The organism is Reichenbachiella carrageenanivorans, assembly GCF_025639805.1.
Classification (GTDB): domain Bacteria; phylum Bacteroidota; class Bacteroidia; order Cytophagales; family Cyclobacteriaceae; genus Reichenbachiella; species Reichenbachiella carrageenanivorans.
In genome coordinates this window covers 2,283,176-2,306,065 of record NZ_CP106735.1, presented here as the reverse complement: position 1 = coordinate 2,306,065, position 22,890 = coordinate 2,283,176, and the positions used below count along the sequence as shown (strand labels likewise).

Genomic DNA, 22,890 nt, shown 5'->3' with positions numbered 1-22,890 from the left:
CCATAGCCATGTCTACATGCCCCTGCTGTTCTGAAAAGCCATTCATCGAATGTTGCGAACCGATCCTCAAAAACCAATCAGCTCCTACTGCTTTGGCCTTGATGCGCTCTCGGTATACTGCTTTTCATCGGGGACTGGCAGGCTACCTGCAGGACACTACACATGAACGTACTCGCCAACAAAACAAACTTTCGGATTTGGAAACTTGGTCTTCTGAGAATGATTGGATCCAATTAGAAATACTCGACACTACACGTGGACAAGCCGCTGATGAGAATGGAACAGTCGAATTCAAGGCGCACTTCAAAGACAAACATGGCTCGCACCAAATCCATCATGAACGCAGTAATTTCTCCAAAGAAAAGGGAAAGTGGTACTATGTAGATGGCAGGATATTTCCACAGTACACGGTACCAGAGCCTAAGATATCACGCAATGGTCCATGTCCCTGCGGCAGTGGAAAGAAATACAAAAAGTGTTGTGCATAATTCGTTCGATTGACCAACTTTGACTTCAAGTTCATTCCACCCGTTTGATGAAAGTTTGTATAGCCGAAAAACCAAGTGTAGCTAAAGAAATCGCCCATGTGATTGGGGCGAAGACCCGTCATGACGGCTACTTCGAAGGCAATGGCTATCAGGTCACTTGGACGTTTGGCCACTTTTGTACGCTCTATCCACCCGAAGACTACAAACCCCACTGGAAACGCTGGGATCTGAACACCCTCCCCATGCTACCCGAAAGATTCGAGACCAAAATCATGGATGATGGCGGGGTAAAAAAGCAATTTGGGATAATCAAAAAACTATTTGACCAAGCTACTGTAGTGATCAACTGCGGTGATGCAGGCCAAGAAGGAGAACTAATCCAACGCTGGGTAATCAAGCAGGCAGGCTACGAAGGCGAAGTCCAACGGCTATGGATCTCGTCACTGACTACTGAAGCCATTAAAACGGGCTTTGATCAACTCAAATCTGGTGGCGAATTCGACAACCTCTACTATGCAGGCAGCTCCAGAGCCATTGGCGATTGGCTGCTGGGCATGAATGCAACACGGCTATACACACTAAAATATGGCGGCAACAAACAGGTGCTTTCCATCGGCCGAGTACAGACGCCTACCCTGGCCATGCTCGTGCAACGACACCATGAAATCACCAATTTCGTTCCTCAGCCCTATTGGGAACTGCAGACACTCTACAGAGAGACTCGGTTCAAAAACACAGAAGGCAAATTCTTCAAAAAAGAAGATGGCGAAAAATTGCTACAAGCCATCGAAGGCAAAGATCTGGTTGTCAACGACATAGAACGAAAAGATGGCAAAGAGTACGCACCTAAGTTGTTTGACCTAACGAGCCTTCAGGTTTACTCCAACAACAAATTTGGGCTAACTGCAGAAGATACCTTGAAAACCGTGCAGCGACTCTACGAAATGAAAGTAGTGACCTACCCCAGAGTAGACACCACCTTCCTTCCCAACGACATGTACCCCAAAGTGCCTGGCATACTCCAAGGTCTGAACAACTATGCGGAATACACACAAGCCGTACTAGGCCATAAAATTCGGAAATCCGCCAAAGTATTCAACGACAACAAAGTCACAGATCACCACGCCATTATCCCTACAGGAGAGCAGGTCAACCTATCTGCAGCAGACCTGCAGGTGTATGATATTATCGTTCGCCGATTTATTGCGGTCTTTTATCCCGACTGTCTGGTGGCCAAAACACAAGTGAATGCCGAGGTAGAAAAAGTACAATTCATTGCCCGAGGCAAAGAAATACTAGACGAAGGCTGGCGTGTGCTGTTTGCCAATGAAAGTAAAAACAGTGACGAAGATGACAACAAAGAAGACGAGGAAGACAACAGCCTATTGCCTACTTTCGAACTTGGAGAAAACGGGCCTCACGAACCCTCTTTCATAGAAAAAAGCACCAAAGCGCCGAAATTTTACTCCGAAGCTTCCCTACTACGTGCCATGGAGACTGCAGGCAAGCAGGTGGAAGACGACGAGCTACGCGAACTAATGAAGGCTAACGGCATCGGCCGACCTTCTACCCGAGCCAACATCATCGAGACCTTGTTTAAAAGGAAATATGCCGAAAGGCGTAAAAAACAAGTACTGCCTACCGAAATGGGCATTCGATTGATCGACACCATACAAAACGAGCTACTCAAATCTGCCGAGCTCACTGGCCAGTGGGAAAAACAACTCAAAGAGATAGAAGAAGGTAAATACAGCGCCAAGCAGTTCATTTTCAACATGATGAAAATGGTAGACGAATTAGTCTACGAGGTGCGCTCCATTTCTGGGCAGGGCAATCTCTCCATCGTAGAAGAAAAACCAGTACCAACCAAAGCCAAACCTGCAAAAAAAGCAGCTAAAAGTACAACATGCCCCAAATGCAAAAAAGGTATCATCATGAAAGGCAAGTCCAGTTTTGGCTGTAGCCAATGGAAAAAAGGGTGCGACATCCGCCTGCCGATTCGGTTTATGGAAAAAAACTTAACAGAGACTCAGGTCAAACGACTCATTGAGAAAAAAGCCACCACAAAAATCAAAGGGTTTGTACTAGAGGGAGAAAAAGTAGAGGGAATACTGAAACTAACAGACTCCTTCGCTATTGAATGGCAGCCCACCCAAGTATCCAAACCCAAAACGGCCAGTTCGGAAATGCCGACCTGTCCCAAATGTGGCAAAGGCACTTTAGTAAAAGACCAAGCCGCCTATGGCTGTAGCCAATGGAAGGCTGGTTGCAATTTTCGTTTTCCCTTTGCCGATATCAAAACCAAAGCCAACGGCCAGCCACTGACTAAGGAATTGGTTTTGGAGATTATTAGTGGGTGATAACGAAAGCAGACAACCTAAATACATGGCAATTGGGATTCAGGTTTTGGGTAGTTTCCTTAGTGACTGCTATCCAATGATCACAAGCTATAGTCGGTTGACTTCAATACAAACAGGCTCTCTTCAAATTCTTCATCTGTCAAGTGAAAATGTACAGGTTTTCCTTCAAACACTTGATGAGACACCATATAAGCCAGCTGCGTAAAAATATCATGATATTCCTGAGGCAACTCTTCATTCGCATCGCCGCTATATACAGCCCTCAGCTCGTAGGCATTTACTCCTACATCTTTGTACGTCAGTTGCATAGATATTTCACGCTCGTCTATGAAATAACCATTTTCAATCATAAAGTCACCCAGTGAGTCTACCTTGGTCTCATCTACCCCCTTGGTGTAGTACAGTGTTCCTTTCTTAAACTGCTTCTCATAACCATAGTCTTTGCCCATCAATTGTCTCAAAGCATAATCACTCAAACTCTCACTGCTCGGTTCTCCATTGGCCTTGGCTACTTCTCTTAACTCTGCTTCTCTTTTGGCTAGAGGCGTATTTTCGTATGACAGATTTGGAATCGTGTGGAGTATATCGATAGACAAATTTTCGACTTGTGTATCATCCAGCACAAGGGTTTGAATACTGGTTTCGGCAAGCCAATCCGGAATTTCTTTGATAGGATTGCCAGATAGGTTCAAAGTATGTAGTGCTGGCATGGCTTGAATCAGCTTCTGATCCAGTACTTCGATGTTATTCTCACTCAGGCTCAATTCTTCCAATCCCTCGAACTCGAGCAACCGCTCAGGCATCGCATCGAATTTCATTCTATCAATATTCAATTTGGTGACGCCCTCTGGATTTTCCCATTTGTAATTGTTTTCTTTATTTCCTAAAAATCCTGCTACCAAAAAAAGAACGAAGGCAGAGCCAAAGTAGACCAAAAACACCTTCCCACGCTTGGCCTGTCTGCCAGGCAATACCACCGAGGGCTTGACCATACCGACGATAAATAATACAAATAATACAAAGGCAATTAAAATGACTCCCGTTACCATGATAGTAGAATTTTCTTGTTTTTAATATTTATACTTTCTTTAAAAAGACTGTATTTATGCACGCTTGATGCTATCTATTTTCCTATGCATGAGTGTAAAACTATCTGAGTTACTTACCTGTTCATATACCTAGCTATACTGATATTTCAACCATTCAACTCGTCTTCTTTGTTGGATTTGACAAAATCACTCACTTTATAAAACACAAACCCGAGCAAACTCATAATCAACGGAATCATTAACCCAAACCAAGAAAATGAATTGGAGTAGTAGTCCCCATGATCCGTAATTTGATAAAAGCCTGATTCGTTGAGTGAACTCAAATTTTCACTTGGGATATATCGAACCATCCGCTGCGCTCCCACTTCACCACAACTGTAATCGTTGAATCCAGCTTGATGACCAGAGAGGCATGCCTCTGAAACTACCGCCACGCTATCTGAGCTATATTGAAATTGAACATAGAGTACCACCTTGCGCGCTTTCCAGCTTATATCCTCGCCGAGGTTACTATCCACTTTGACAATAGTGCCAGTAGCTACCACAGTATTCCACCGATATTGCAAATCTTGATAGGCTTTTTTTACCTGATTGATCCCAATAAACACACCAATGACCATGAATAATATACCTCCCCATTTCATGTTTTCTTTGCTTTATGATTGGCTTTCGCTAAATATCACCAAACGACAAAATCGAACTCCAAATTCTCACGTCTACTCGTAGGGTGCTGCTGACCGTTAGTTAGCTCAGATACCCGTTTTGCAACATATTCTTTCAACTCAGAAGTTTGAACAGCGCCGTCTTGGCTCTTATCGGCCTTACCAGATTTCAGCCCTTCGAGTATGGCATAGGTAAACACGCCATTCTTCCAAGTGTCTGATTCGAGCGAAAACTCTACCCCAGACGACGAAGAGATCACCATGGCCCCTGTGCCACGACGCAGGTCGGCAAACAACGTCTGCATCAATTCAAAAATATTGTCCATCCCGACAGGTTGTGGTTTTTTGGTAAAACCACGAGCGGATACACTTCCACTATTCAATCCCGCAACGCCACTATCGACCAATCGTACATCGTCTTTATCTACTTCGCCAGAGTGACAAGCGTCGATCAGCATCAGCTTGTTGCGTGCGGGAATACCATCGAGCAATCCTTCAAGTGATTCATATTTCAATCCCCTACCAGCAGGGTTATTGAAATCGATGTCCTGAGTGGCAAAGTAATAATCGAGCTGGCTGTCTAACAGACCGTGTCCTGCGGCAAATATGATTACTTCATCTTCTATTTTAGTTTGCATAAGTTTGTCCTTCACAGCAAGAATCAATTCTCGCTTGGCCAGTGCATCAGTGAATTTGTGAATATGGATTTTAGCGTAGCGCTCATGATGGCCAAAAAACAAATTGGTAACGTCTGTCGCATCCTTGCTAGCATAAGTCAAATTATAATTACTGTCTAGGTAGTTGGATACGCCGATCGCTACAACATGCAAATCAGGCTTAACTTTGGACCCATCGTAGTACACATGCACCGTTTCTTTGAGAGATTCTACTCCGCCGTTATTCATTACAGCTACTTGTATTTTGTTTTTACCCGCGCTCAGTTCTACTGGGATTTTTTTCTCAATTTGTTTATTGTCTTTTTCATTCTTGATAGAAATACCCAACGAGCCGAAAATAGGGATATCGTTGACATAGACATGGATTCGATCTAGCCCCTCACTATCAGTAGCCTTTAGGGCTAATTGATACACTTTGCTATCCACCGTCTGACTGGCAGTATTGATGACCACCTCTGGCATATGGACTTGCCCACTTAATGCCTGTTCATCAATTTTCATTTTTTTCAACCGTTTTTGATAAGCCTTATAGAGTAAGTCATGCAACTCAGGCGTTCCCATCTCTAGTTTGGCTAGCACGAGGTCTGGACGGTTGTATTTCAAGTCGAAATTTTCGAATGGGTAAAATTTGGCTTCTTTGCGATAACCCTGGTTTTGGTGAAAACCAATGTACTTACCTCCTGCAGTAGAAGACATATAATAACTCTCCTCCAAAGCAACTATCCACTCCCCATCTTGACTAAAAAAACAAGTAGCTGTGGGTCTGAGCACCGCTTGACTCCCCACTTGTCGGGCATCCCACAAACGGATACTTTGATCATGCGACCCTGAAATTACCCAACGATCGTCGGTAGACATATTGACGGTGAATACCACATCCTCGTGACCATCGAAGCGAGTCACCTCCTGCCCGTCCAGATTGAAAGCCCTAAGATACCCGCCTGTACCTCCTACCATCAGCAATGAATCTGGCGTAAAAGCTATGGTATATTTTTCCCCTCCAGTCGAAAGGGTAACTGGCACCTCACCAAACTGAAAGTTTTGATATTTTCCTTTGGTGTTTAGTTGATTAGTAAGCGACGGGTCTGGCGTATACTCTACTGTCACTGTTGCTCCATTTTTATAGGCGTGTAATCCGCCTAATGTGGTAATGGGTACTTTGTAGTCGTATTTTTTGCCTTTGAAGTAAGCCGTGCGTTCTGTAAACGACCCTCCCAACGTGGCTTTATACACATTATTTTTGCTTTCGTCCATCGCTCGGTATTCACGACTCACCATTTGAAAACCATGAGAAAAATCCACATCTCTAAGTCCCGTGATATGTCCCCAAGGTTTGGTGCCAGTAGAAAACGCCAACAATTCCCCATTGAGTCCAGCTCCCCATACTTTCTGGGTACTCCCCGACAGATTGGTCAGGCTATCTGCACCATGAGCGGTGAGCTGATACACAGCAATGTTGCTATCTGCACCACCCGCACTAAAAATTCGCTGATCTGGTGTAATCGCCAAACCTGCCACATAAGCCCCCTGATGTGGTTTGTAATAAGTCTGCTCTTCTAGCTCACCCGCACTAAAGTGATATACCCTGATGCTGCCGTCTCCAAATCCAAAAAGAGCCAACTCCCCCTTAGCATCAAATGCCATGGCTGAAACTGGCTTATCTAGGTATAGGGCATCTAAAAAACTTAAATCGGCATCGTACACATTGATTTGGTTGTCGTTGGCTCCACTCAAAATATACTGACCCGATGGGTGAAAAGCTACTCGTGTCACGGCTCCCACATGATCGTATGAGGTCGCGAGGGTTTGCCCAGATGGTATATCCCAGAGCATAACCAAGTTATCTTCTGAGGCACTCACTATTTTGTTTTCATAGATATCTGCAGCCCATACCGCATCTCCATGCCCCTTTAGCATGGCTTTGGGTTGTAGCTGCTGCACATCCCAGACACCAATTGTATGGTCATTACAAGCAGAAATAAGATAACGACTATCGCTACTCCATTGCAGGGTATTGGAAGCCATATGGTGTCCTGTAAATACATGTACAATCTTCTGCGTATGATAATCGTAGAGTCGAATATCGGCGACTGACTGACGATGATCTCTGTCACCAAAAACACCTGAAGCAGCCAAATACCGTCCATCAGGAGAGATTTGCGTGGTTAATACTGCTCCGAATTTTTCACTTCCGATATACCCCATAAACTCTCCACGCTGCTCATAGGTATCTACATCCCACACGCGAATAGTCTTGTCTTGCCCAGCAGTCACTATTTGTTTGCCGTCAGGCGAAAGGTCTAAATCTCTTATCAGCCCTTTGTGGCCTTTAGGCTTGAGTACCATGGGCATGTCTGTACCGTCCTGCGCCAGTGCACTGGTGAACACCAGGCTAGCCAGCACCAAATAAATCAGCGGTATTTTCATAGCATTGGTATGCGTTTAAGACAAGTCAAAAATTAATTGCTCATCGAGCTACAGTAGTCGATATATTGCTGTAGCTCCCCTCTTGCCGCAGGGTTTATATTCACAGCTATATTGTAGCAATCCAATGCCGCCTTGTAGGCTTTTGCATTGTAAGCAGAATGACCTGCATATTTGATGGCTTCAATATCTTTGTTATTGTACTCATAGGCAGTGTAGTAGTAGTCGTATGAGCGTTCATAGTCTTTAGCTATATAGCTGTCGTAGGCTTCTTTTTTAAAAATCCAATTGCCCAACCCTTGGATCTCATATCCATTGGGAAACTTTTCAGCGCCCTCTTGGCAGAGTTCTACCGCTTTTACTTTATTTCCATCCATATAGTGGGCTGTAGCTAGCTCAGTATAAGCCAAACTAGTAGCATAGGAACTATACACCGCACGCGAGCCCCAAGTGATGGCTCTTCGGTAATCCTTGAGTTGGTTTTGGATATAAGCCTGTTCTGTATTGATTTCGCATTGGGCTTCTGCATCTTTTCTTTCCCCAAAAAGGTCAAATACTTTGATATACAATTCATAGGCCTCTTGATATTTTTCTTCGACCACCAGCGCTTTGGCACGTTCGCGTTCAGCATTAAATTTTTGCCATTGTTCGTCTTTAGCTAAGGCTGCTTTGTGGGCTTCTAGCCAATCGATTTGAAATTCCTGATAAAGTATGCTCAAAGCACGGGTAGAGCCTAGCTCTGCCCAGAGTTTGAAATCTGCAATGGCTTGATCTTTCTCTCCCAAGCGGTAGTTGGTATATGCCCGATTGCCTAGGGCAATCATATTGGGAGGATAGATTTCAATACTTTTAGTATAGGAGGCCACGGCTCCTTTTTCGTTGCCTGTGGCATCCATCACATTGCCTCTACTGGTATAGGCTACGGACAAAATGCGTTTGTCTTTGGGACGTAGCTGAATGAGCTTATTAAAATCCTGTAAGGCTTTGGTGTAATCCTTTAACGATTGGTGAGCATTGCCTCTGCCTGAGTAGATATCGTAGAGCAGCGTCGTATCATTATTACCCGCTGTCCAGTAGCCCAAAGCTCGATCATACCAAGCAACGGCCTCTGCTGTATTGCCATATTGTGTGGCGAGCAAAAAACAGTCTGGAGCATTAATACATTCCTGAGCAAATACTTGTTTAGAAAAAACCAGAGAAAATATTAGCAATAAGCTAGTTGTTAGAGATTTCATTCGAATATTTTTTTATCCAAATAAACCAAGATTTTCAGGTGCTCCATATACCTAGCATTACTGATTTTGAATAAAAAAAGATGTTTTTTTTATAAACCTGACAGAAGCCTCAACAGTGTGTAATACCTGTGCTTTGCTCAAAATGACAGGCCTTTTTTCATCGAATGATAAAGTCTATGAACATTATAAAATCACCTATTCATGGTGGTAAATACAAGGCGTTTTTCAGCTTTTAACTCTTCGCCTGCTTTCACTTTTTTGAACCCTCTGCTTTTGGTAATGATAGATTTGGTATCGTCCAATATAAATTCGTAACCATACTGAGATTGGGTATTGAGTGGACTAAAAGGCTGTCCCTGGGCATTGAGTTGTAAAGTTTCTATCCCGAAGGGTTCCGCACATTCAAATTCGTAGGGCAGTTCGTACACCTGATTTACATGATCTCGATTGATATAATAATTATCCAAGAGCAAGACCTTGCTACCATCAGCCAGATGATAGACAAATCTCAAATAACATTCTCGATTGGCTCGTACGAAGAGTTTGAGCAACTCGCCTTCAGTAAAGATAAGATTATCTTTCCCCTTGTTGGTATACACGTCTAGATTGAGATTGCCTCCTTTCACCTCTCCTTCGGCAAACTCACGCATGGTAATCATGGCTTGCTTGTAGTTCTCAGGAGTAAATACCACACCATTGGCGACTAATGCAGGTTTAGGGATATTACAATCCGAGCTAGCCAAAGCCGCAGCGCTACTTTGATCTCTCAACAAAGCAGCTATTTTGATATGATCGGCTTCGTCCCAATAGGACCCGTTGAGCACCAAAATTTGCCCTGTCTGACTTTGTGTAACTACAGAAAAACCACTTTGTACTAATTTTTGTGATATACTAGCTTGAAGTTTTCTAGAAAACGGGCTTCCCATTGGGGTATCCTGATAGGTAAAATTATTGACCTGTATGGCCTGATCAGGTTTACCTAGTTGCACCTGTATGGCATTGGCGATGAAAAAAGCCGCATCGTCTATACTAAACTGATCGGTATTCTTCACAGCATTGAGTTCTTGTTCAAGTTTAACCTTGTAGACATTGGTTTCGGGCCTTTTGATCCTACTGTCATTAAAATTACCCGTAAGGGTCACCAACATGGCTTGCCCTTGCTCTACATTTTTGAGATGAGTCTGTATAAGAAATAGCACTTTCAAGGCCTTTTGATTGTCGCCAGCTGCTTTTTGATTTTTTACAATTGTAAAGTTGGTATTGATTTGATCCAAGTATTGGGCAATGTCATTGGCATAGTGATCAATGACATCACTTTTTTTAGCATAAGCGAAAGCATAGCCTATTTTCTTTTTCTTGTCGTAGTAGGTCTCGGTGTTTAGCCCTGCAATGGTGGCTGTGCTGACCGCCGTACTGTTTTTCCGAAAGACCTCTTGCGTCTCTGCGTTCACATTCAGGATGTTGAGAGTACTGATGCTTTGGATATCAACCAGTATATTTTCCACAAGTTGATCCTTGGCATATCCGCTGAGACGCAGAAGCAAGTCTGCTTCGGGCTCCTCACTAAAATTGTTTTCTGCTAAATATCCGGTAAGGTATTGGGCTGCTGGGTAGGCAGAAGTGCGTGACGTGTATTCTGTCCACCGAGGGGTTTGAGCCATTCCACAATAACCCAATAAGAGCAATAGAATTGCAAACAAGTTTTTCATAGCAGTGTAAAATTGACTGAAAGGTAAAGGGAAGCAGAATCACTTCCCTGAAAATTGCATGTATTGGGTCGGCGATAAGTTTAAAAATTCATCAACTTGTCCAGTTTCTCTCTAGTTACATCGGTTTTCTCTTCAAGATTCTTCTTGATTACCTCTTTGGCTGCGTTATTGGCCAACTCCTGACTGTATGCGATACGCATTTGACATTCGATGTTTTTGCCTGTCTTTTTGTATAGCTCGGTGAGAGTGATCACTCTTGCCAGTTTTTGTGCTATGACTTCTGTAGAGGCTGATACTGTTTGTTGGATGGTAGCCGCATCTTCAGCTGTCAGCTGTTCTGTAGCTATATTGGTCTCTATAATAGAAGCAATGCTAGAACTTATTTTGCCTGCCAGATCCTGTTTAGCTATGGTAGTGGCTTGCAACTTAGCAGCTGACTGCGTACCTGCCAACGAGCTCCCTGCCCCTACATAAAACTTAGGATACCCTTCGTCGTCGGTCTCTACTTCTTGCATCCAAGCTTTCTCTATTTGCTTTTCGAGTGGCAAGGTCCCTGGCTGGGTATACCAACCTGCTTTTTCTATTTGTTTGGCTTCTTTTCTGGCCTCTTTGATCGCCTTATCTTTAAGCTCCTTTTGGAGTTCTTTTTTGTCTTGTGCTGTAGCTCCAGAAATTGCAAAAACTACCATAAGCATTAGCACCAATATTGATTTATCCGTTTTCATGATTGTGTTTTTTATTCGTCTCTAATCTATTTTCGATGAAATCGATAGTCCATACAAGTACCCTAGGGACAACAAGTCTTTGAACTATCAAAGCAAAAAACACGAATAAAACACCTAGAACATATACCTAGCGATAGGTATATTGAATGATGAGATTGGGGGGGGAACGCCCTATAACAAAAAAACCAGATGAGTTTCCTCATCTGGTTTTTTTGTTTATTCTGAAAAATAAGAGACTTATTTCAGCAAAGTTTGTTTTCTATCTGGACCAACAGACACAATGTCGATTGGCAAGCCTACGTGCTGCTCAATAAACTCTACATAAGCTTTCAAAGAAGCAGGAAGCGCATCGTAAGAAGACACTTCTGTCAGATCCTCTGACCAGCCTTCGAAAGATTGATACACAGGAGTCACTGTCCCATCGTTGAGATCATAAGGCAATTGATCTGTCAGATTACCATCAGCATCTTTGTAAGAAGTACAAACCTGAATCGTCTCAAATCCAGAAAGCACGTCAGCCTTCATCATATACAGACGAGTCGCACCATTCACCATGATGGCATATTTCAACGCTGGTAAATCCAACCACCCACATCTACGAGGACGGCCAGTAGTCGCTCCAAATTCGCCTCCGTTCTTTCTTAGCAATTCTCCAGTCTCATCGTTGAGCTCGGTTGGAAACGGCCCACTCCCCACTCTTGTGCAGTATGCTTTAAATACGCCGAATATCTCACCGATTTTATTAACCGCTACACCTAGACCTGTACAGGCTGCGGCAGTAGTTGTGTTAGAGCTAGTCACAAACGGATAACTACCAAAATCGATATCGAGCAAAGAACCTTGTGCGCCTTCGGCCAAGATGGACTTGCCATCAGATAGTTTTTGATTCAAGTGATATTCGCTATCAATCAACTGGAAAGTTTTTAGAAATTCAACACCTTCTAAGAAGGCTGTTTCCAATTCTGTAAGATCAAATTCGAAATCGTATCTAGAAAGAATACCTAAATGCCGTTGCTTCAGGGCTTCATACTTATCTGCAAAATCAGGGCTTAGGATGTCTCCTGCTCTTAGTCCTACTCTTGATATTTTATCTTCGTATGTAGGCCCTATTCCCTTGAGAGTGGATCCGATTTTTTTGTCGCCCTTGGCTTGCTCATAGGCACCATCCAAAACTCTATGGGTAGGCAAGATGAGCTGTACTTTTTTTGAAATCAACAAACTATTTTTATTGTAGTTTTCGAATTTCTCTAAAGCTAAAATTTCTTTCTTAAATATGGCTGGATCTAGCACTACGCCATTACCGATCACATTTTCAGCGCCTTTATGAAAAATCCCAGAGGGTATTTGGTGCAAAACGTGTTTGGTGTCGCCAAACTTCAAGGTATGTCCCGCATTAGGGCCTCCTTGGAATCTTGCGATTACGTCATACTTTGGTGTGAGAAAATCTACAATTTTACCTTTTCCTTCATCTCCCCATTGAAGTCCAAGCAATACATCTACAGACATGTGGTTATTATTTATTTAGTTCTTTTTTAGCATCAGCTATGCTATCAACTACCGTGAAAATGGCGTTGAGTTTGGTAATAGCCAATAGTTTTTTAACATGATCAGATGGGTTCACTAATATAACCTCGCCGCCTTTATTTCTAAATTTGGTAAGGATAGTGATGAGTACACCAATGCCACTACTGTTGATATACCTCACATCAGTTATATCTACTGCGCACTTGATGATGTCGTTGCTTAATGTATCATTTACTGCTTCAATAATTTCGGGGCCATTTTCTTCTCCAATGAGGTCGCCTTCAAAAGTAATGAGCACTAGGTCACCTTCGTGATTAATTTTATAATTCATAGGGTGAGTATTGTTTACTGTTTGTTCGTTTTTTCTTTTGCAAAGAAATACAACGAGTGATGAGTAATGTCAATATCAAACATCTCTTCCAAGGTGTGTTTGATATTCTGAATTCGTGGATCACAAAACTCCAGTACTTTGCCACTGCCTTCCATCAAGATATGGTCGTGCTGCTTGAAGCCATAAGACTTTTCGTACTGCGCCAAGTTCTGCCCAAATTGATGTCTCGTCACCAAATCGCACTCTACCAATAGGTCTAGTGAATTATATACCGTCGCTCGACTCACACGATAGTTTTTGTTCTTCATACTGATGTATAAAGTCTCCACATCGAAGTGTCCCGACTTACTATATATTTCCTCCAGAATGGCATATCTTTCTGGGGTCTTACGCAAAGACTTAGATTCCAAAAACTTAGTGAAGATGTTTTTTACCTCTTCATAAATTTTGGTCTTAGGATCAATATGGTGTTTGATTTCGCTCAATTATCGAACTTTTATAAAGCACGGTTGTTTTTCCGCGGGCAAATATAGCCTATTAAAGATATTATTTATCATATAAGTCAAAGCGACTCACACTTTCTATTCCTTCCACATTTTTCAACTTTTCTAGCATGGTATTGAGGTGGCTCGTATCATCCACATATACGGAAATAGTACCCTCAAATATACCATGATCAGTATGGATCGTCAGCGACCGCATATTCACTTTGAGATCCATGGAAATAATCGTTGTAATGTCGTTGACGATACCTAGCCTGTCTGTTCCTATCAGTTTGACTCCCGCTAAAAAAGCAATCTGCTGCTGAGAAGTCCACTTGGCTTTAATGATACGGTAGCCATAATTGGACATCAGTTCAGTGGCATTGGGACAAGAGGTCCGATGTATTTTGATTCCTTCACTCACAGTCACAAAACCAAAAACGTCGTCGCCAGGAATAGGTTTACAGCAATTAGCAAACTTATAATCCACCACATCCATGTCTTCGCCAATCAGCAGCATGTCTGCCGTGCCCGTATTGTGCACTTTCTTGATCGTTCTTTTGACTTCTTCCTGACTTTCGAAATTTCGTTTCGGTTTGTTAGGGATTTCCTTTTTGATTTCGCTAATCTTCTTGATGTCTTTCGAATCAATCTTTCCACTACCCACTTCAAAGAAGAAGTCTAATGGGCTTTTAGAGCCAAAGTAAGCAACCAACCGGTTAATCGTATCATTATTTAGCGTCAGCTTGATTTGCTTCAGCTTTCTTATCACGATTTCCTTACCTTCAAATGCAGCCTTTTTCTTTTCTTCTTTGAGGAAATCCTTAATACCAGATTTGGCCTTTGAGCTCACCACAAAACGCAACCAATCCTCTTTGGGCTTTTGCTTCGATGAAGTGAGAATTTCCACCTGATCACCATTTTTGAGTTTGGTATTGATCGGCACCAGTTTGTGATTGATCTTGGCACCTATGCAGGTCGCTCCTATTTCCGAATGTACATCGAAGGCAAAATCCAGCGCAGTGGAGCCATTAGGCAACGTGATCAATTTACCCATTGGGGTAAACGCATAGACTTCTTCCAAAAACAAATTGGATCTAAAGTCATCTACAAACTCTATGGCAGAAATATCATTTTGTTCCAGCGACTCACGTACACGATTGATCCACATATCCAGTGCAGACTCATTTTCCTTGACCGAACCATCTTTGTATTTCCAATGCGCTGCATAGCCCTTCTCTGCGATGTCGTCCATTCGTCGGGTTCTGATCTGCACCTCCACCCACTGACCTCTCTTAGTCATTACTGTCGTATGCAACGACTCGTAGCCATTGGCTTTCGGGATACTCACCCAGTCGCGGAGTCTATCTGGGTTCGGCTGATAAAAATCGGTGACTATAGAATAAATGTGCCAGCATGCTGCCTTCTCTTTTTCAAGATCAGTCTCTATAATGATTCGGATAGCAAACAAGTCAAATACTTCCTCGAAAGGAATGTCTTGTTTTTTCATCTTTTGGGCTATCGAATAAATGGATTTGGTTCTTCCTTTTACTTCTACGGTATAGCCCTGATCATTGATTGACTTCTGAATCGGCCGTACAAAATTTCGAATAAACTTGTTTCGATCATCTTTCGATTGCTCGATTTTCTTAGAAATAGCTTCATACTCATCCGCCTCTCTATATTTCATCGAAAGATCCTCTAACTCGGTCTTGATGGCATACAAGCCTAGCCTATGCGCCAATGGTGCATAAAGATAGAAAGTCTCCGAAGCGATTTTAAGCTGTTTATGCCTTGGCATACTTTCCAAGGTTCTCATGTTGTGAAGTCTGTCGGCCAGCTTGATCAAAATCACCCGAGTATCGCTCGACAGCGTAAGCAACATCTTCCGGAAGTTTTCAGCTTGTTCAGACACACTCTCTCCGGGTACACCAGAGATCTTAGTCAGCCCGTCTATAATCCGCATGATCTTAGGGCCAAACTCACGCTTGATATCCTCCAGCTCCCAATCAGTATCTTCTACTACATCATGTAAAAGTGCGGATATTATAGAAGTAGTACCCAGCCCAATTTCGTTGACACAGATGTCTGCAACTTCGAGTGGATGATAAATATAAGGTTCGCCAGACTTTCGGCGCATATCCTTGTGCGCCTCTACAGATATGTAAAAAGCTTTCTTGATCTCCTTAGCATCATTGTCTTTCAGGAAGGGTTTTGCATGACGGAGCAATTTTCTATAGCGGCGAATGATCTCTTTCTTCTCCTCTTCTAAGTCAATCAGCACGGGTGTCTCCATCTTATGATATGGTTTTGAAATGGTACTATAATCTACAAGCAAATCTAAATGCAAACGGTCTCATTTCAGAGGCCTAGAAAAAACAAAAATATTTTAGCCTTACCTATTGTCAAATTGAATTATCTACTTAACTTTGCACTTCCAAAAATTTCACACATGCGGATGTGGCGAAATTGGTAGACGCACTAGACTTAGGATCTAGCGCCGCGAGGCATGGGGGTTCGAGTCCCTCCATCCGCACAATAATCACCCTCTTTCCTGTAAATATTCAGGCTAGAGGGTTTTTAATTTTTTGAATTCATACCTTAAAAGATCACAATTTTGGATATTCAATTAGATCAAATTTCAAAAGTAGAGGCTCTTATTAAAATTAATTTAAAGGAGGCTGATTATCAACCCAAAGTTGAAGAAAAACTAAAGGAGTACAGCAAAAAGGCGCAAGTCAAAGGATTTAGACCCGGCAAAGTTCCTCAAAGCTTGGTTAAGAAAATGTACGGCAACTCCATTCTTGTAGATGAGATCAATCACATGGTATCACACAAGGTAATGGACTACATTAAGGAAAATGATATCCAAATCTTAGGAGATCCACTACCCAACGCTGAAAAAGCAGCTCAACTAGACTGGGCGAATGGCAAAGAATTCGAATTTGAGTATGAAATCGGGATCGTTCCTGAATTTGACTTGAAGGTCGATAAAAAAATCAAGGTCGATACTTACACAATCAAAGTCGACGACAAATTGCTAGACGAGACTCTAGACAACCTAAAAAAGCAGTTTGGCGAAACAACCAATCCTAAAGTGTCTGAAGCTGGCGATGCCCTATTCGGCAATATTCTCACTGAAGGAGAAGAAGAAAACGCAGGTGCACTTCTCGACATCAACGATGTAGAGAAAAAAGCGCAGAAAGACTTTATTGGCAAAAAATCTGGCGACGTTATCGAATTCGATCCTGCCAAAGCCATCAAAGACGAAGACATCAGAAAAACATTCCTCGGAGAAGCCAATCAAGAACTGAAAGGCAAAATTAAATTCGAAGTAAAGAATGTAAACAGAACAGTACCTGCCGAATTGAATCAGGAACTATTCGACAAAACTTTCGGAAAAGACGCCGTGAAAACGGAAGAAGAATTCAAAGAAAAAGTAAAGGCAACAATTGCAGACAACTACAATAGAGAGACCGAAGGGTATACTGAGCTTAAAATCAGAGATGCTTTTATCGATAAAACTAAGATGGAATTGCCAGACACTTTCTTGAAGAAATGGCTGGAACTATCTAATAAAAATCAGCTCACCAAAGAACAAATCGACAAGGACTACCCATTGTATGCCAACGATTTGAAATGGTCTTTGATCAAAAACAAAATCTCTAAAGATAGCGAGATCAAGACAGAGCACGAAGACGTAGTAAACGAAGCTAAAAATATGATCCGAGCACAGTTTGGCTCCATGGGCATGTCTGAAGCAATGGAAGAAAACATCGATGCTTTCGCTGACAATTACCTAAAAGGTGAAGAAGGTCAGAACTACATGAAATTGAACGAAAAAGTATTCAACGACAAAGTAATGGCCTACATCAAAGAAACAATTTCGATCAAAGCCAAAGAAGTAACTGCCGAAGAGTACAAAGCGAAAGCCTAAAAGACAACTTGTTTCAAGAAAACCTGTCTAGTCACATTACTGTGCTTGACAGGTTTTTCTTTTTATAAGCGGTTTAAATTCATAAACTTTTACCTTCGTGCTCCGTCTTTAAGCAAAGCCCTTTGTATTAAGGACTTTTTTTGTTTTTTTGTACCTGTATATAACACCTATAGTAATGGATAAAAAAGAATTCAGAGATTTCGCCGTAAAAGGCCAAAACATAAACGGCAACACTTTTGACCAGTATACTGGCCATATCGAAAACATGACTCGTGCTGTCATAGAAGAGCGCCCTACCAACTTCCGTGAGATCGATGTATTCTCGAGACTCATCATGGATAGAATTATCTTCCTTGGCACAGGTGTAGACGACAACATTGCCAACATCATCACCGCTCAATTACTTTTCTTAGAATCTGTAGATGCAAAAAAGGACATTCTGCTATACGTAAACAGCCCAGGAGGATCTGTATATGCAGGACTCGGCATATACGACACCATGAACTATGTAAACCCTGACGTAAACACTATCTGTACTGGGTTAGCAGCCTCTATGGGTGCTGTATTACTAGCTGGCGGTGCAGCAGGCAAAAGAGCTGCCCTGCCTCACGCCAGAATCATGATTCACCAGCCAATGGCAGGCATGCAAGGACAAGCCTCTGACATGGAAATCTCACTCAAGCAAACCCTTTCGGTAAAGAAAGATTTGTACGACATCCTAGCAAAGCACAGTGGCAAAACATACGAGCAGATTGAAAAAGACTCTGACCGAGATTACTGGATGATAGCATCAGAAGCCAAAAAATACGGTTTGATCGACGAAGTACTGGAGCGAAAAGCTGACAAATAATCGTTATCTTTGAAGAATTTTAAAGGCAAATGGTCGCTAGATCAATTGTCAGTTAATAAGTAAGCGTAATTAGTTATTAGTCAAAACTTGAATAGTTGCTAATAACTAATTACCAAATAACTTTTGAATGACCTTTGCTGGCAGCAAATACATACTTCAAAAAAAGCGGAGTGCTCATTCATTGAAAAACAAAAATTATGGCTCAAGTAACCTGTTCATTTTGCGGAAGGAATAAGAAAGATGTTGATTTGATGATCTCAGGGATACATGCTCACATTTGTGACAAATGTATCGCGCAAGCCAATCAAATACTAAATGAAGAATCGAACACCAAGAGCAATCTTGATGCACCAAATTTCAACCTGATTAAACCAGTTGAGATGAAAGAGCATCTAGATCAATTTGTGATTGGTCAAGACGAAGCCAAACGCGTGATCTCTGTGGCTGTATACAACCACTACAAAAGACTATCGCAGCCCGCTAGCGAAGACGATGTAACGATCGAAAAATCTAACATCGTGATGGTGGGAGAAACAGGAACAGGCAAAACCTACCTCGCCCGATCACTTGCCAAAATATTGCAAGTGCCGTTCTGCATCGCGGATGCAACTGTACTCACAGAAGCAGGCTATGTAGGCGAAGATGTGGAAAGCATCCTTACACGACTACTACAAGCGGCTGACTACGATGTAGAAGCTGCTGAACGCGGCATCGTATACATCGATGAACTCGACAAAATATCTCGCAAGTCTGACAACCCATCGATCACTAGAGATGTGAGTGGCGAAGGCGTACAGCAGGCCTTGCTCAAACTACTGGAAGGAACTTCCGTAAATGTACCTCCTCAAGGAGGTCGCAAGCATCCAGATCAAAAAATGATCTCTGTAAACACAGAGAATATCTTATTCATTTGCGGAGGAGCATTTGATGGCATTAGCAGAAATATAGCCAATAGATTAAACACAAGACCTCTTGGATTTAACTCTAAGAAACAAAATACATATGGCGAGATAAACAAGGAGAACTTGCTTCAGTACATCACTGCCATGGACTTAAAGAGCTTTGGCTTGATTCCTGAATTGATCGGTCGTCTACCAGTACTGACGCACTTGAACCCACTAGACGGAGAGGCGTTGCGCCAAATCCTAACCGAGCCAAAAAATGCGCTGGTAAAGCAATACACCAAGCTGTTTGACATGGAGGGCATCGACATCGAATTCAAAAAAGGAGCGCTAGACTATGTCGTAGAAAAAGCACTAGAATTCAAACTGGGTGCTCGTGGACTTCGCTCGATATGTGAAGCCATCATCAACGACGCCATGTTTGAACTCCCTTCTCAGTCGGAGGTAAAGAAATTGGTCATCACCAAAGCTTACGCCGAAGAGAAGTTCGAAAAATCTAAATTGAATAAACTAAGAGTAGCAGGGTAATGCCTCCACTCTCTTTTAATAAAAAAAGCCTGTTTCGAATCGAAACAGGCTTTTTTTATTACTGCCCTCGAAAACTTATCAGCTTTAATCTTGTCAAAGTTCAACAAACACAATCTCAATGCGGCAAATACTTCCTCAAAACGCCATATAAGAATGTCCCAAACATAGCACTAGTAATCACAAGTAAAAAAACCGAAGCCCCATGTCCAACCAAGACAAACATTGGCCCTGGACAAGCTCCTGTCATAGCCCAGCCTAATCCAAAAAAAGTACCCCCTAATAGATAGCGCCAAAAAGATTTGACTTTGGGATTGAACTGAATAGACTCTCCTACGATAGACTTAAGGTCAAATTTCTTTATGCTTTGCGTAATGATCGCCCCCAGCACCACAGCAGAACCTATAATACCAAACATATGGAAAGATTGAAAATTGAACATCTCATAAATACGGTACCATGAGATCACTTCAGACTTGGACAACACGATTCCAAACAGGATACCGGTCATTAAAAATTTCATGAACTTCATATAAAGTACTTTAAACAGTCAGTAGATAAGGTAAAATAAAATGCGTCATTAGTAAACCTCCGATAAAAAAGCCAACCACTGCAACCATGGAAGGCCATTGTAAATTGCTCAGTCCACTGATGGCGTGACCTGAGGTACACCCACCTGCATAGCGTGTCCCGAACCCAACCAACGCACCACCAACAACCAACATCAAAGCGTATTTAGGAGTAGCCAAAGACTCCCAGCTAAAAATAGAAGCTGGCAGATAAGTAGCCCCAGGGTTCTCAATTCCTAGTAATTTCAGCTGCTCAATAGTAGCTTCTGAAATACCAACCGCCTCCGAGGCCGTCAAGTATGTTTTAGCAATATAACCGCCTATCAAACCTCCTAACACAAAAACCAAGTTCCAAACCTGTCCTTTCCAGTCGAAACGAAAAAACTCATTCACTTTACCTGCCCCCACAATACTGCACATGGTTCGCAGATTGCCCGACACGCCAAATTCTTTCCCAAAATAAAGCAACAAAAACATCACTACCGAGATCATTGGGCCTGCGACATACCACTCCCAGGGTTGCCTAATCCATTCAACCAATTCCATTATTTCCTATTTATTTAGTGAAAACTAGTATTCCAAATCTTGGGTCCATCCCAAGATCCCACCGTCTAGGTTGTATAGCTGACCCGTGAAGCCCATCTGAGCCATCAGCCCACAAGCCTGCCCACTACGGTTGCCACTACGGCAATACACATAATAATTTTTAGACTTATCCAGTCCTTCCAGCTTGCTCTTAAAATCTGGCTGAAAAATATCCATCAATTCGCATCCTGCGATAAATCCTCCGTCGTACTCTTCTTGGGTTCTCACATCCAAAAGCACCGCATTATCATCTGCTTCAAACTTCTCCGCGAATTCTATTTCATCAATATTCTCGTACATTTCTATCTTATTTTATTGTCGATGGACATACAAAGTCCGTTGTTTTTATTCCTGTTTGGCTAATGCCTTTAAAACCCAGTTCTACGTTTACCAAATCGTGAATCCCTCTGGATTTCAATATCGAAGACGCAATCACCGAGCGATATCCCCCTGCACAATACAAATAGTACTGTTTGTCTGCACTCACCTCACTCATATGGGTATTGATAAAATCCAACGGAAAAGTAACCGCCTGATCTACATGCTCAGCCCCATATTCTCCTGGCTTTCGTACATCCAAAATTTGAAGTTTGCTTTCGCTTAATCTCGATTCGAATTCCTGCGGTGTGATCGAAGCTAGACTGTCGGTCTCTTTGCCCGCTGCTATCCAGCTAGCAATTCCACCTTTCAAATATCCCAACGTATGATCATACCCCACTCTTGACAAACGAGTTACCACCTCTTCTTCTCGACCTGCATCAGCCAAGAAAATGATCGGTTGTTTCAAATCCGTAATCAAAGCGCCTACCCATGGTGCAAAACTACCATCGATACCTATAAATATCGAATTAGGAATATGTGCTTTTACAAATTCGCTCTGATGTCTAGTATCCAGCACCAAAGCCCCTTCATGATTGGCCATCGCCTCGAAAATCTCAACGTCGAGTGCCACAGTACCAGTTTTCATCACCTTGTCGATACTTTCATAACCCGACTTATTCATCATTGCATTTTTGGCAAAATACTGTGGTGGAGGCAGGATGCCTTCGGTGACTTCCTTTACAAATTCTTCCTTCGTCATATCGGCACGAAGTGCGTAATTGGTCTTTTTCTGATTGCCTAGCGTATCCCAAGTCTCGGAAGACATGTTTTTTCCACAAGCAGACCCTGCTCCGTGCGCAGGGTACACCACTACATCATCGGGCAAAGTCATTATTTTATAACGGAGACTTTCGTATAGATGGCCTGCCAAATCCTCCTCCGTCAGATCCGACTTCACCGCCAAGTCTGGTCTGCCTACATCCCCAATAAACAAGGTGTCGCCAGAAAAGATGGCTTTTTCTTTTCCTTCTTCATCGAGCAATAAAAACGTACTACTCTCCATGGTATGCCCAGGGGTATGTAGCAATTTGATTTTCACAGCTCCTACCTCAAAAATTTCTCCATCTTTACCGATATGACTATCAAATACGGTGGTCGCTGTTGGGCCAAAAACAATCTGGGCTCCTGTCTTTTTCGCTAGATCTACATGGCCAGACACGAAATCAGCATGAAAGTGTGTCTCAAAAATATATTTGATGGTTGCATCATTTTCTTTGGCTTTAGTCACATACGAATCCACTTCTCGAAGCGGGTCGATAATTACGGCTTCATTTCCACTTTGAATGTAATAAGCACCTTGGGCCAAACAACCTGTGTATATCTGCTCTATTTTCATGATCTATTCTTTTGGGTTTCTTGTTGCAAATGTACGTCAGCCACAATTGTGAGTTTGTAACATTAGTCACACGAAGATAAAAATAAGGAAGAAGTATTAAGCACAATACAAGTATCCTACGATTTGCTACTAAACAAAA

Annotated in this window: 19 protein-coding genes and 1 tRNA gene; 6 read left to right on the top strand and 14 right to left on the bottom strand. The window is 42.4% G+C overall.

Annotation, left to right across the window (positions count from 1 at the left end; genetic code table 11):
• Positions 1 to 8: 8 nt before the first annotated feature.
• Positions 9 to 488 carry a YchJ family protein gene (locus N7E81_RS09230; RefSeq protein WP_263053000.1) on the top strand — a complete coding sequence of 160 codons (480 nt, stop codon included), beginning with the start codon at positions 9 to 11 and terminating at the stop codon, positions 486 to 488.
• 47 nt (positions 489 to 535) lie between these two features.
• The gene (locus N7E81_RS09225) at positions 536 to 2,848 is read left to right on the top strand and encodes a type IA DNA topoisomerase (protein WP_263052999.1); all 2,313 of its coding nucleotides are present in this window, start codon (positions 536 to 538) and stop codon (positions 2,846 to 2,848) included.
• An 80-nt stretch (positions 2,849 to 2,928) separates the two neighbouring features.
• On the opposite strand, the gene N7E81_RS09220 is transcribed toward N7E81_RS09225, so the two are convergent.
• The 10 genes from N7E81_RS09220 to N7E81_RS09175 form a co-directional block, all read right to left on the bottom strand.
• Positions 2,929 to 3,840, bottom strand: coding sequence for a leucine-rich repeat domain-containing protein (locus tag N7E81_RS09220; protein WP_263052998.1), 912 nt, complete (start codon positions 3,838 to 3,840; stop codon positions 2,929 to 2,931).
• 203 nt (positions 3,841 to 4,043) lie between these two features.
• Positions 4,044 to 4,541: a hypothetical protein gene (locus tag N7E81_RS09215; protein WP_263052997.1), complete on the bottom strand. Its 498-nt coding sequence runs from the start codon at positions 4,539 to 4,541 to the stop codon at positions 4,044 to 4,046.
• Between the two features lie 35 nt (positions 4,542 to 4,576).
• Positions 4,577 to 7,663: a caspase family protein gene (locus N7E81_RS09210; protein ID WP_263052996.1), complete on the bottom strand. Its 3,087-nt coding sequence runs from the start codon at positions 7,661 to 7,663 to the stop codon at positions 4,577 to 4,579.
• 32 nt (positions 7,664 to 7,695) lie between these two features.
• Complete coding sequence (locus tag N7E81_RS09205; protein WP_263052995.1) at positions 7,696 to 8,895, bottom strand: tetratricopeptide repeat protein; 1,200 nt, start codon at positions 8,893 to 8,895, stop codon at positions 7,696 to 7,698.
• 191 nt (positions 8,896 to 9,086) lie between these two features.
• Positions 9,087 to 10,604, bottom strand: coding sequence for a DUF4384 domain-containing protein (locus tag N7E81_RS09200; RefSeq protein ID WP_263052994.1), 1,518 nt, complete (start codon positions 10,602 to 10,604; stop codon positions 9,087 to 9,089).
• A gap of 80 nt (positions 10,605 to 10,684) precedes the next feature.
• The gene (locus N7E81_RS09195; RefSeq protein WP_263052993.1) at positions 10,685 to 11,329 is read right to left on the bottom strand and encodes a hypothetical protein; all 645 of its coding nucleotides are present in this window, start codon (positions 11,327 to 11,329) and stop codon (positions 10,685 to 10,687) included.
• Between the two features lie 237 nt (positions 11,330 to 11,566).
• Positions 11,567 to 12,835: an adenylosuccinate synthase gene (locus N7E81_RS09190; protein ID WP_263052992.1), complete on the bottom strand. Its 1,269-nt coding sequence runs from the start codon at positions 12,833 to 12,835 to the stop codon at positions 11,567 to 11,569.
• 7 nt (positions 12,836 to 12,842) lie between these two features.
• Positions 12,843 to 13,184, bottom strand: a complete 342-nt coding sequence (locus N7E81_RS09185; protein WP_263052991.1) for an STAS domain-containing protein — start codon at positions 13,182 to 13,184, stop codon at positions 12,843 to 12,845.
• A 14-nt stretch (positions 13,185 to 13,198) separates the two neighbouring features.
• Positions 13,199 to 13,669, bottom strand: a complete 471-nt coding sequence (locus N7E81_RS09180; protein ID WP_263052990.1) for a Fur family transcriptional regulator — start codon at positions 13,667 to 13,669, stop codon at positions 13,199 to 13,201.
• A gap of 61 nt (positions 13,670 to 13,730) precedes the next feature.
• Positions 13,731 to 15,962, bottom strand: coding sequence for a RelA/SpoT family protein (locus N7E81_RS09175; RefSeq protein ID WP_263052989.1), 2,232 nt, complete (start codon positions 15,960 to 15,962; stop codon positions 13,731 to 13,733).
• Between the two features lie 158 nt (positions 15,963 to 16,120).
• Here N7E81_RS09175 and N7E81_RS09170 point away from each other — a divergent pair.
• From N7E81_RS09170 to clpX, 4 genes are all read left to right on the top strand, one after another.
• A tRNA-Leu gene (locus tag N7E81_RS09170) sits at positions 16,121 to 16,202 on the top strand.
• 81 nt (positions 16,203 to 16,283) lie between these two features.
• A complete protein-coding gene (tig, locus tag N7E81_RS09165) occupies positions 16,284 to 17,603 on the top strand; it encodes a trigger factor (protein ID WP_263052988.1) in 1,320 nt (439 codons plus the stop codon).
• Positions 17,604 to 17,778: 175 nt separating this feature from the next.
• A complete protein-coding gene (locus N7E81_RS09160) occupies positions 17,779 to 18,453 on the top strand; it encodes a ClpP family protease (protein WP_263052987.1) in 675 nt (224 codons plus the stop codon).
• A gap of 197 nt (positions 18,454 to 18,650) precedes the next feature.
• Entirely contained in the window at positions 18,651 to 19,883 is a 1,233-nt protein-coding gene (clpX, locus tag N7E81_RS09155; RefSeq protein WP_263052986.1) for an ATP-dependent Clp protease ATP-binding subunit ClpX, read from the top strand.
• A gap of 115 nt (positions 19,884 to 19,998) precedes the next feature.
• Here clpX and N7E81_RS09150 read toward each other — a convergent pair whose 3' ends face one another.
• Genes N7E81_RS09150 through N7E81_RS09135 form a run of 4 tightly spaced genes read right to left on the bottom strand, consistent with a single transcriptional unit; the run spans position 19,999 to position 22,751 of the window.
• Positions 19,999 to 20,412, bottom strand: coding sequence for a YeeE/YedE family protein (locus tag N7E81_RS09150; protein WP_263052985.1), 414 nt, complete (start codon positions 20,410 to 20,412; stop codon positions 19,999 to 20,001).
• Between the two features lie 10 nt (positions 20,413 to 20,422).
• Positions 20,423 to 20,995: a YeeE/YedE family protein gene (locus tag N7E81_RS09145; protein WP_263052984.1), complete on the bottom strand. Its 573-nt coding sequence runs from the start codon at positions 20,993 to 20,995 to the stop codon at positions 20,423 to 20,425.
• 24 nt (positions 20,996 to 21,019) lie between these two features.
• Positions 21,020 to 21,334 carry a rhodanese-like domain-containing protein gene (locus N7E81_RS09140; RefSeq protein ID WP_263052983.1) on the bottom strand — a complete coding sequence of 105 codons (315 nt, stop codon included), beginning with the start codon at positions 21,332 to 21,334 and terminating at the stop codon, positions 21,020 to 21,022.
• Between the two features lie 7 nt (positions 21,335 to 21,341).
• On the bottom strand, positions 21,342 to 22,751 hold the full coding sequence (locus N7E81_RS09135) for an MBL fold metallo-hydrolase (RefSeq protein WP_263052982.1): 1,410 nt from the start codon (positions 22,749 to 22,751) through the stop codon (positions 21,342 to 21,344).
• Between the last annotated feature and the right edge of the window lie 139 nt (positions 22,752 to 22,890).

Excerpts from the sequence above, each read along its gene's own strand:
- N7E81_RS09230 (WP_263053000.1), top strand. The coding sequence starts at position 9 with ATGTCTACATGCCCCTGCTGTTCTGAAAAGCCATTCATCGAATGTTGC.
- N7E81_RS09225 (WP_263052999.1), top strand. The coding sequence starts at position 536 with ATGAAAGTTTGTATAGCCGAAAAACCAAGTGTAGCTAAAGAAATCGCC.
- N7E81_RS09220 (WP_263052998.1), bottom strand. The coding sequence starts at position 3,840 with ATGGTCAAGCCCTCGGTGGTATTGCCTGGCAGACAGGCCAAGCGTGGG.
- N7E81_RS09215 (WP_263052997.1), bottom strand. The coding sequence starts at position 4,541 with ATGAAATGGGGAGGTATATTATTCATGGTCATTGGTGTGTTTATTGGG.
- N7E81_RS09210 (WP_263052996.1), bottom strand. The coding sequence starts at position 7,663 with ATGAAAATACCGCTGATTTATTTGGTGCTGGCTAGCCTGGTGTTCACC.
- N7E81_RS09205 (WP_263052995.1), bottom strand. The coding sequence starts at position 8,895 with ATGAAATCTCTAACAACTAGCTTATTGCTAATATTTTCTCTGGTTTTT.
- N7E81_RS09200 (WP_263052994.1), bottom strand. The coding sequence starts at position 10,604 with ATGAAAAACTTGTTTGCAATTCTATTGCTCTTATTGGGTTATTGTGGA.
- N7E81_RS09195 (WP_263052993.1), bottom strand. The coding sequence starts at position 11,329 with ATGAAAACGGATAAATCAATATTGGTGCTAATGCTTATGGTAGTTTTT.
- N7E81_RS09190 (WP_263052992.1), bottom strand. The coding sequence starts at position 12,835 with ATGTCTGTAGATGTATTGCTTGGACTTCAATGGGGAGATGAAGGAAAA.
- N7E81_RS09185 (WP_263052991.1), bottom strand. The coding sequence starts at position 13,184 with ATGAATTATAAAATTAATCACGAAGGTGACCTAGTGCTCATTACTTTT.
- N7E81_RS09175 (WP_263052989.1), bottom strand. The coding sequence starts at position 15,962 with ATGGAGACACCCGTGCTGATTGACTTAGAAGAGGAGAAGAAAGAGATC.
- N7E81_RS09160 (WP_263052987.1), top strand. The coding sequence starts at position 17,779 with ATGGATAAAAAAGAATTCAGAGATTTCGCCGTAAAAGGCCAAAACATA.
- clpX (WP_263052986.1), top strand. The coding sequence starts at position 18,651 with ATGGCTCAAGTAACCTGTTCATTTTGCGGAAGGAATAAGAAAGATGTT.
- N7E81_RS09150 (WP_263052985.1), bottom strand. The coding sequence starts at position 20,412 with ATGAAGTTCATGAAATTTTTAATGACCGGTATCCTGTTTGGAATCGTG.
- N7E81_RS09145 (WP_263052984.1), bottom strand. The coding sequence starts at position 20,995 with ATGGAATTGGTTGAATGGATTAGGCAACCCTGGGAGTGGTATGTCGCA.
- N7E81_RS09140 (WP_263052983.1), bottom strand. The coding sequence starts at position 21,334 with ATGTACGAGAATATTGATGAAATAGAATTCGCGGAGAAGTTTGAAGCA.
- N7E81_RS09135 (WP_263052982.1), bottom strand. The coding sequence starts at position 22,751 with ATGAAAATAGAGCAGATATACACAGGTTGTTTGGCCCAAGGTGCTTAT.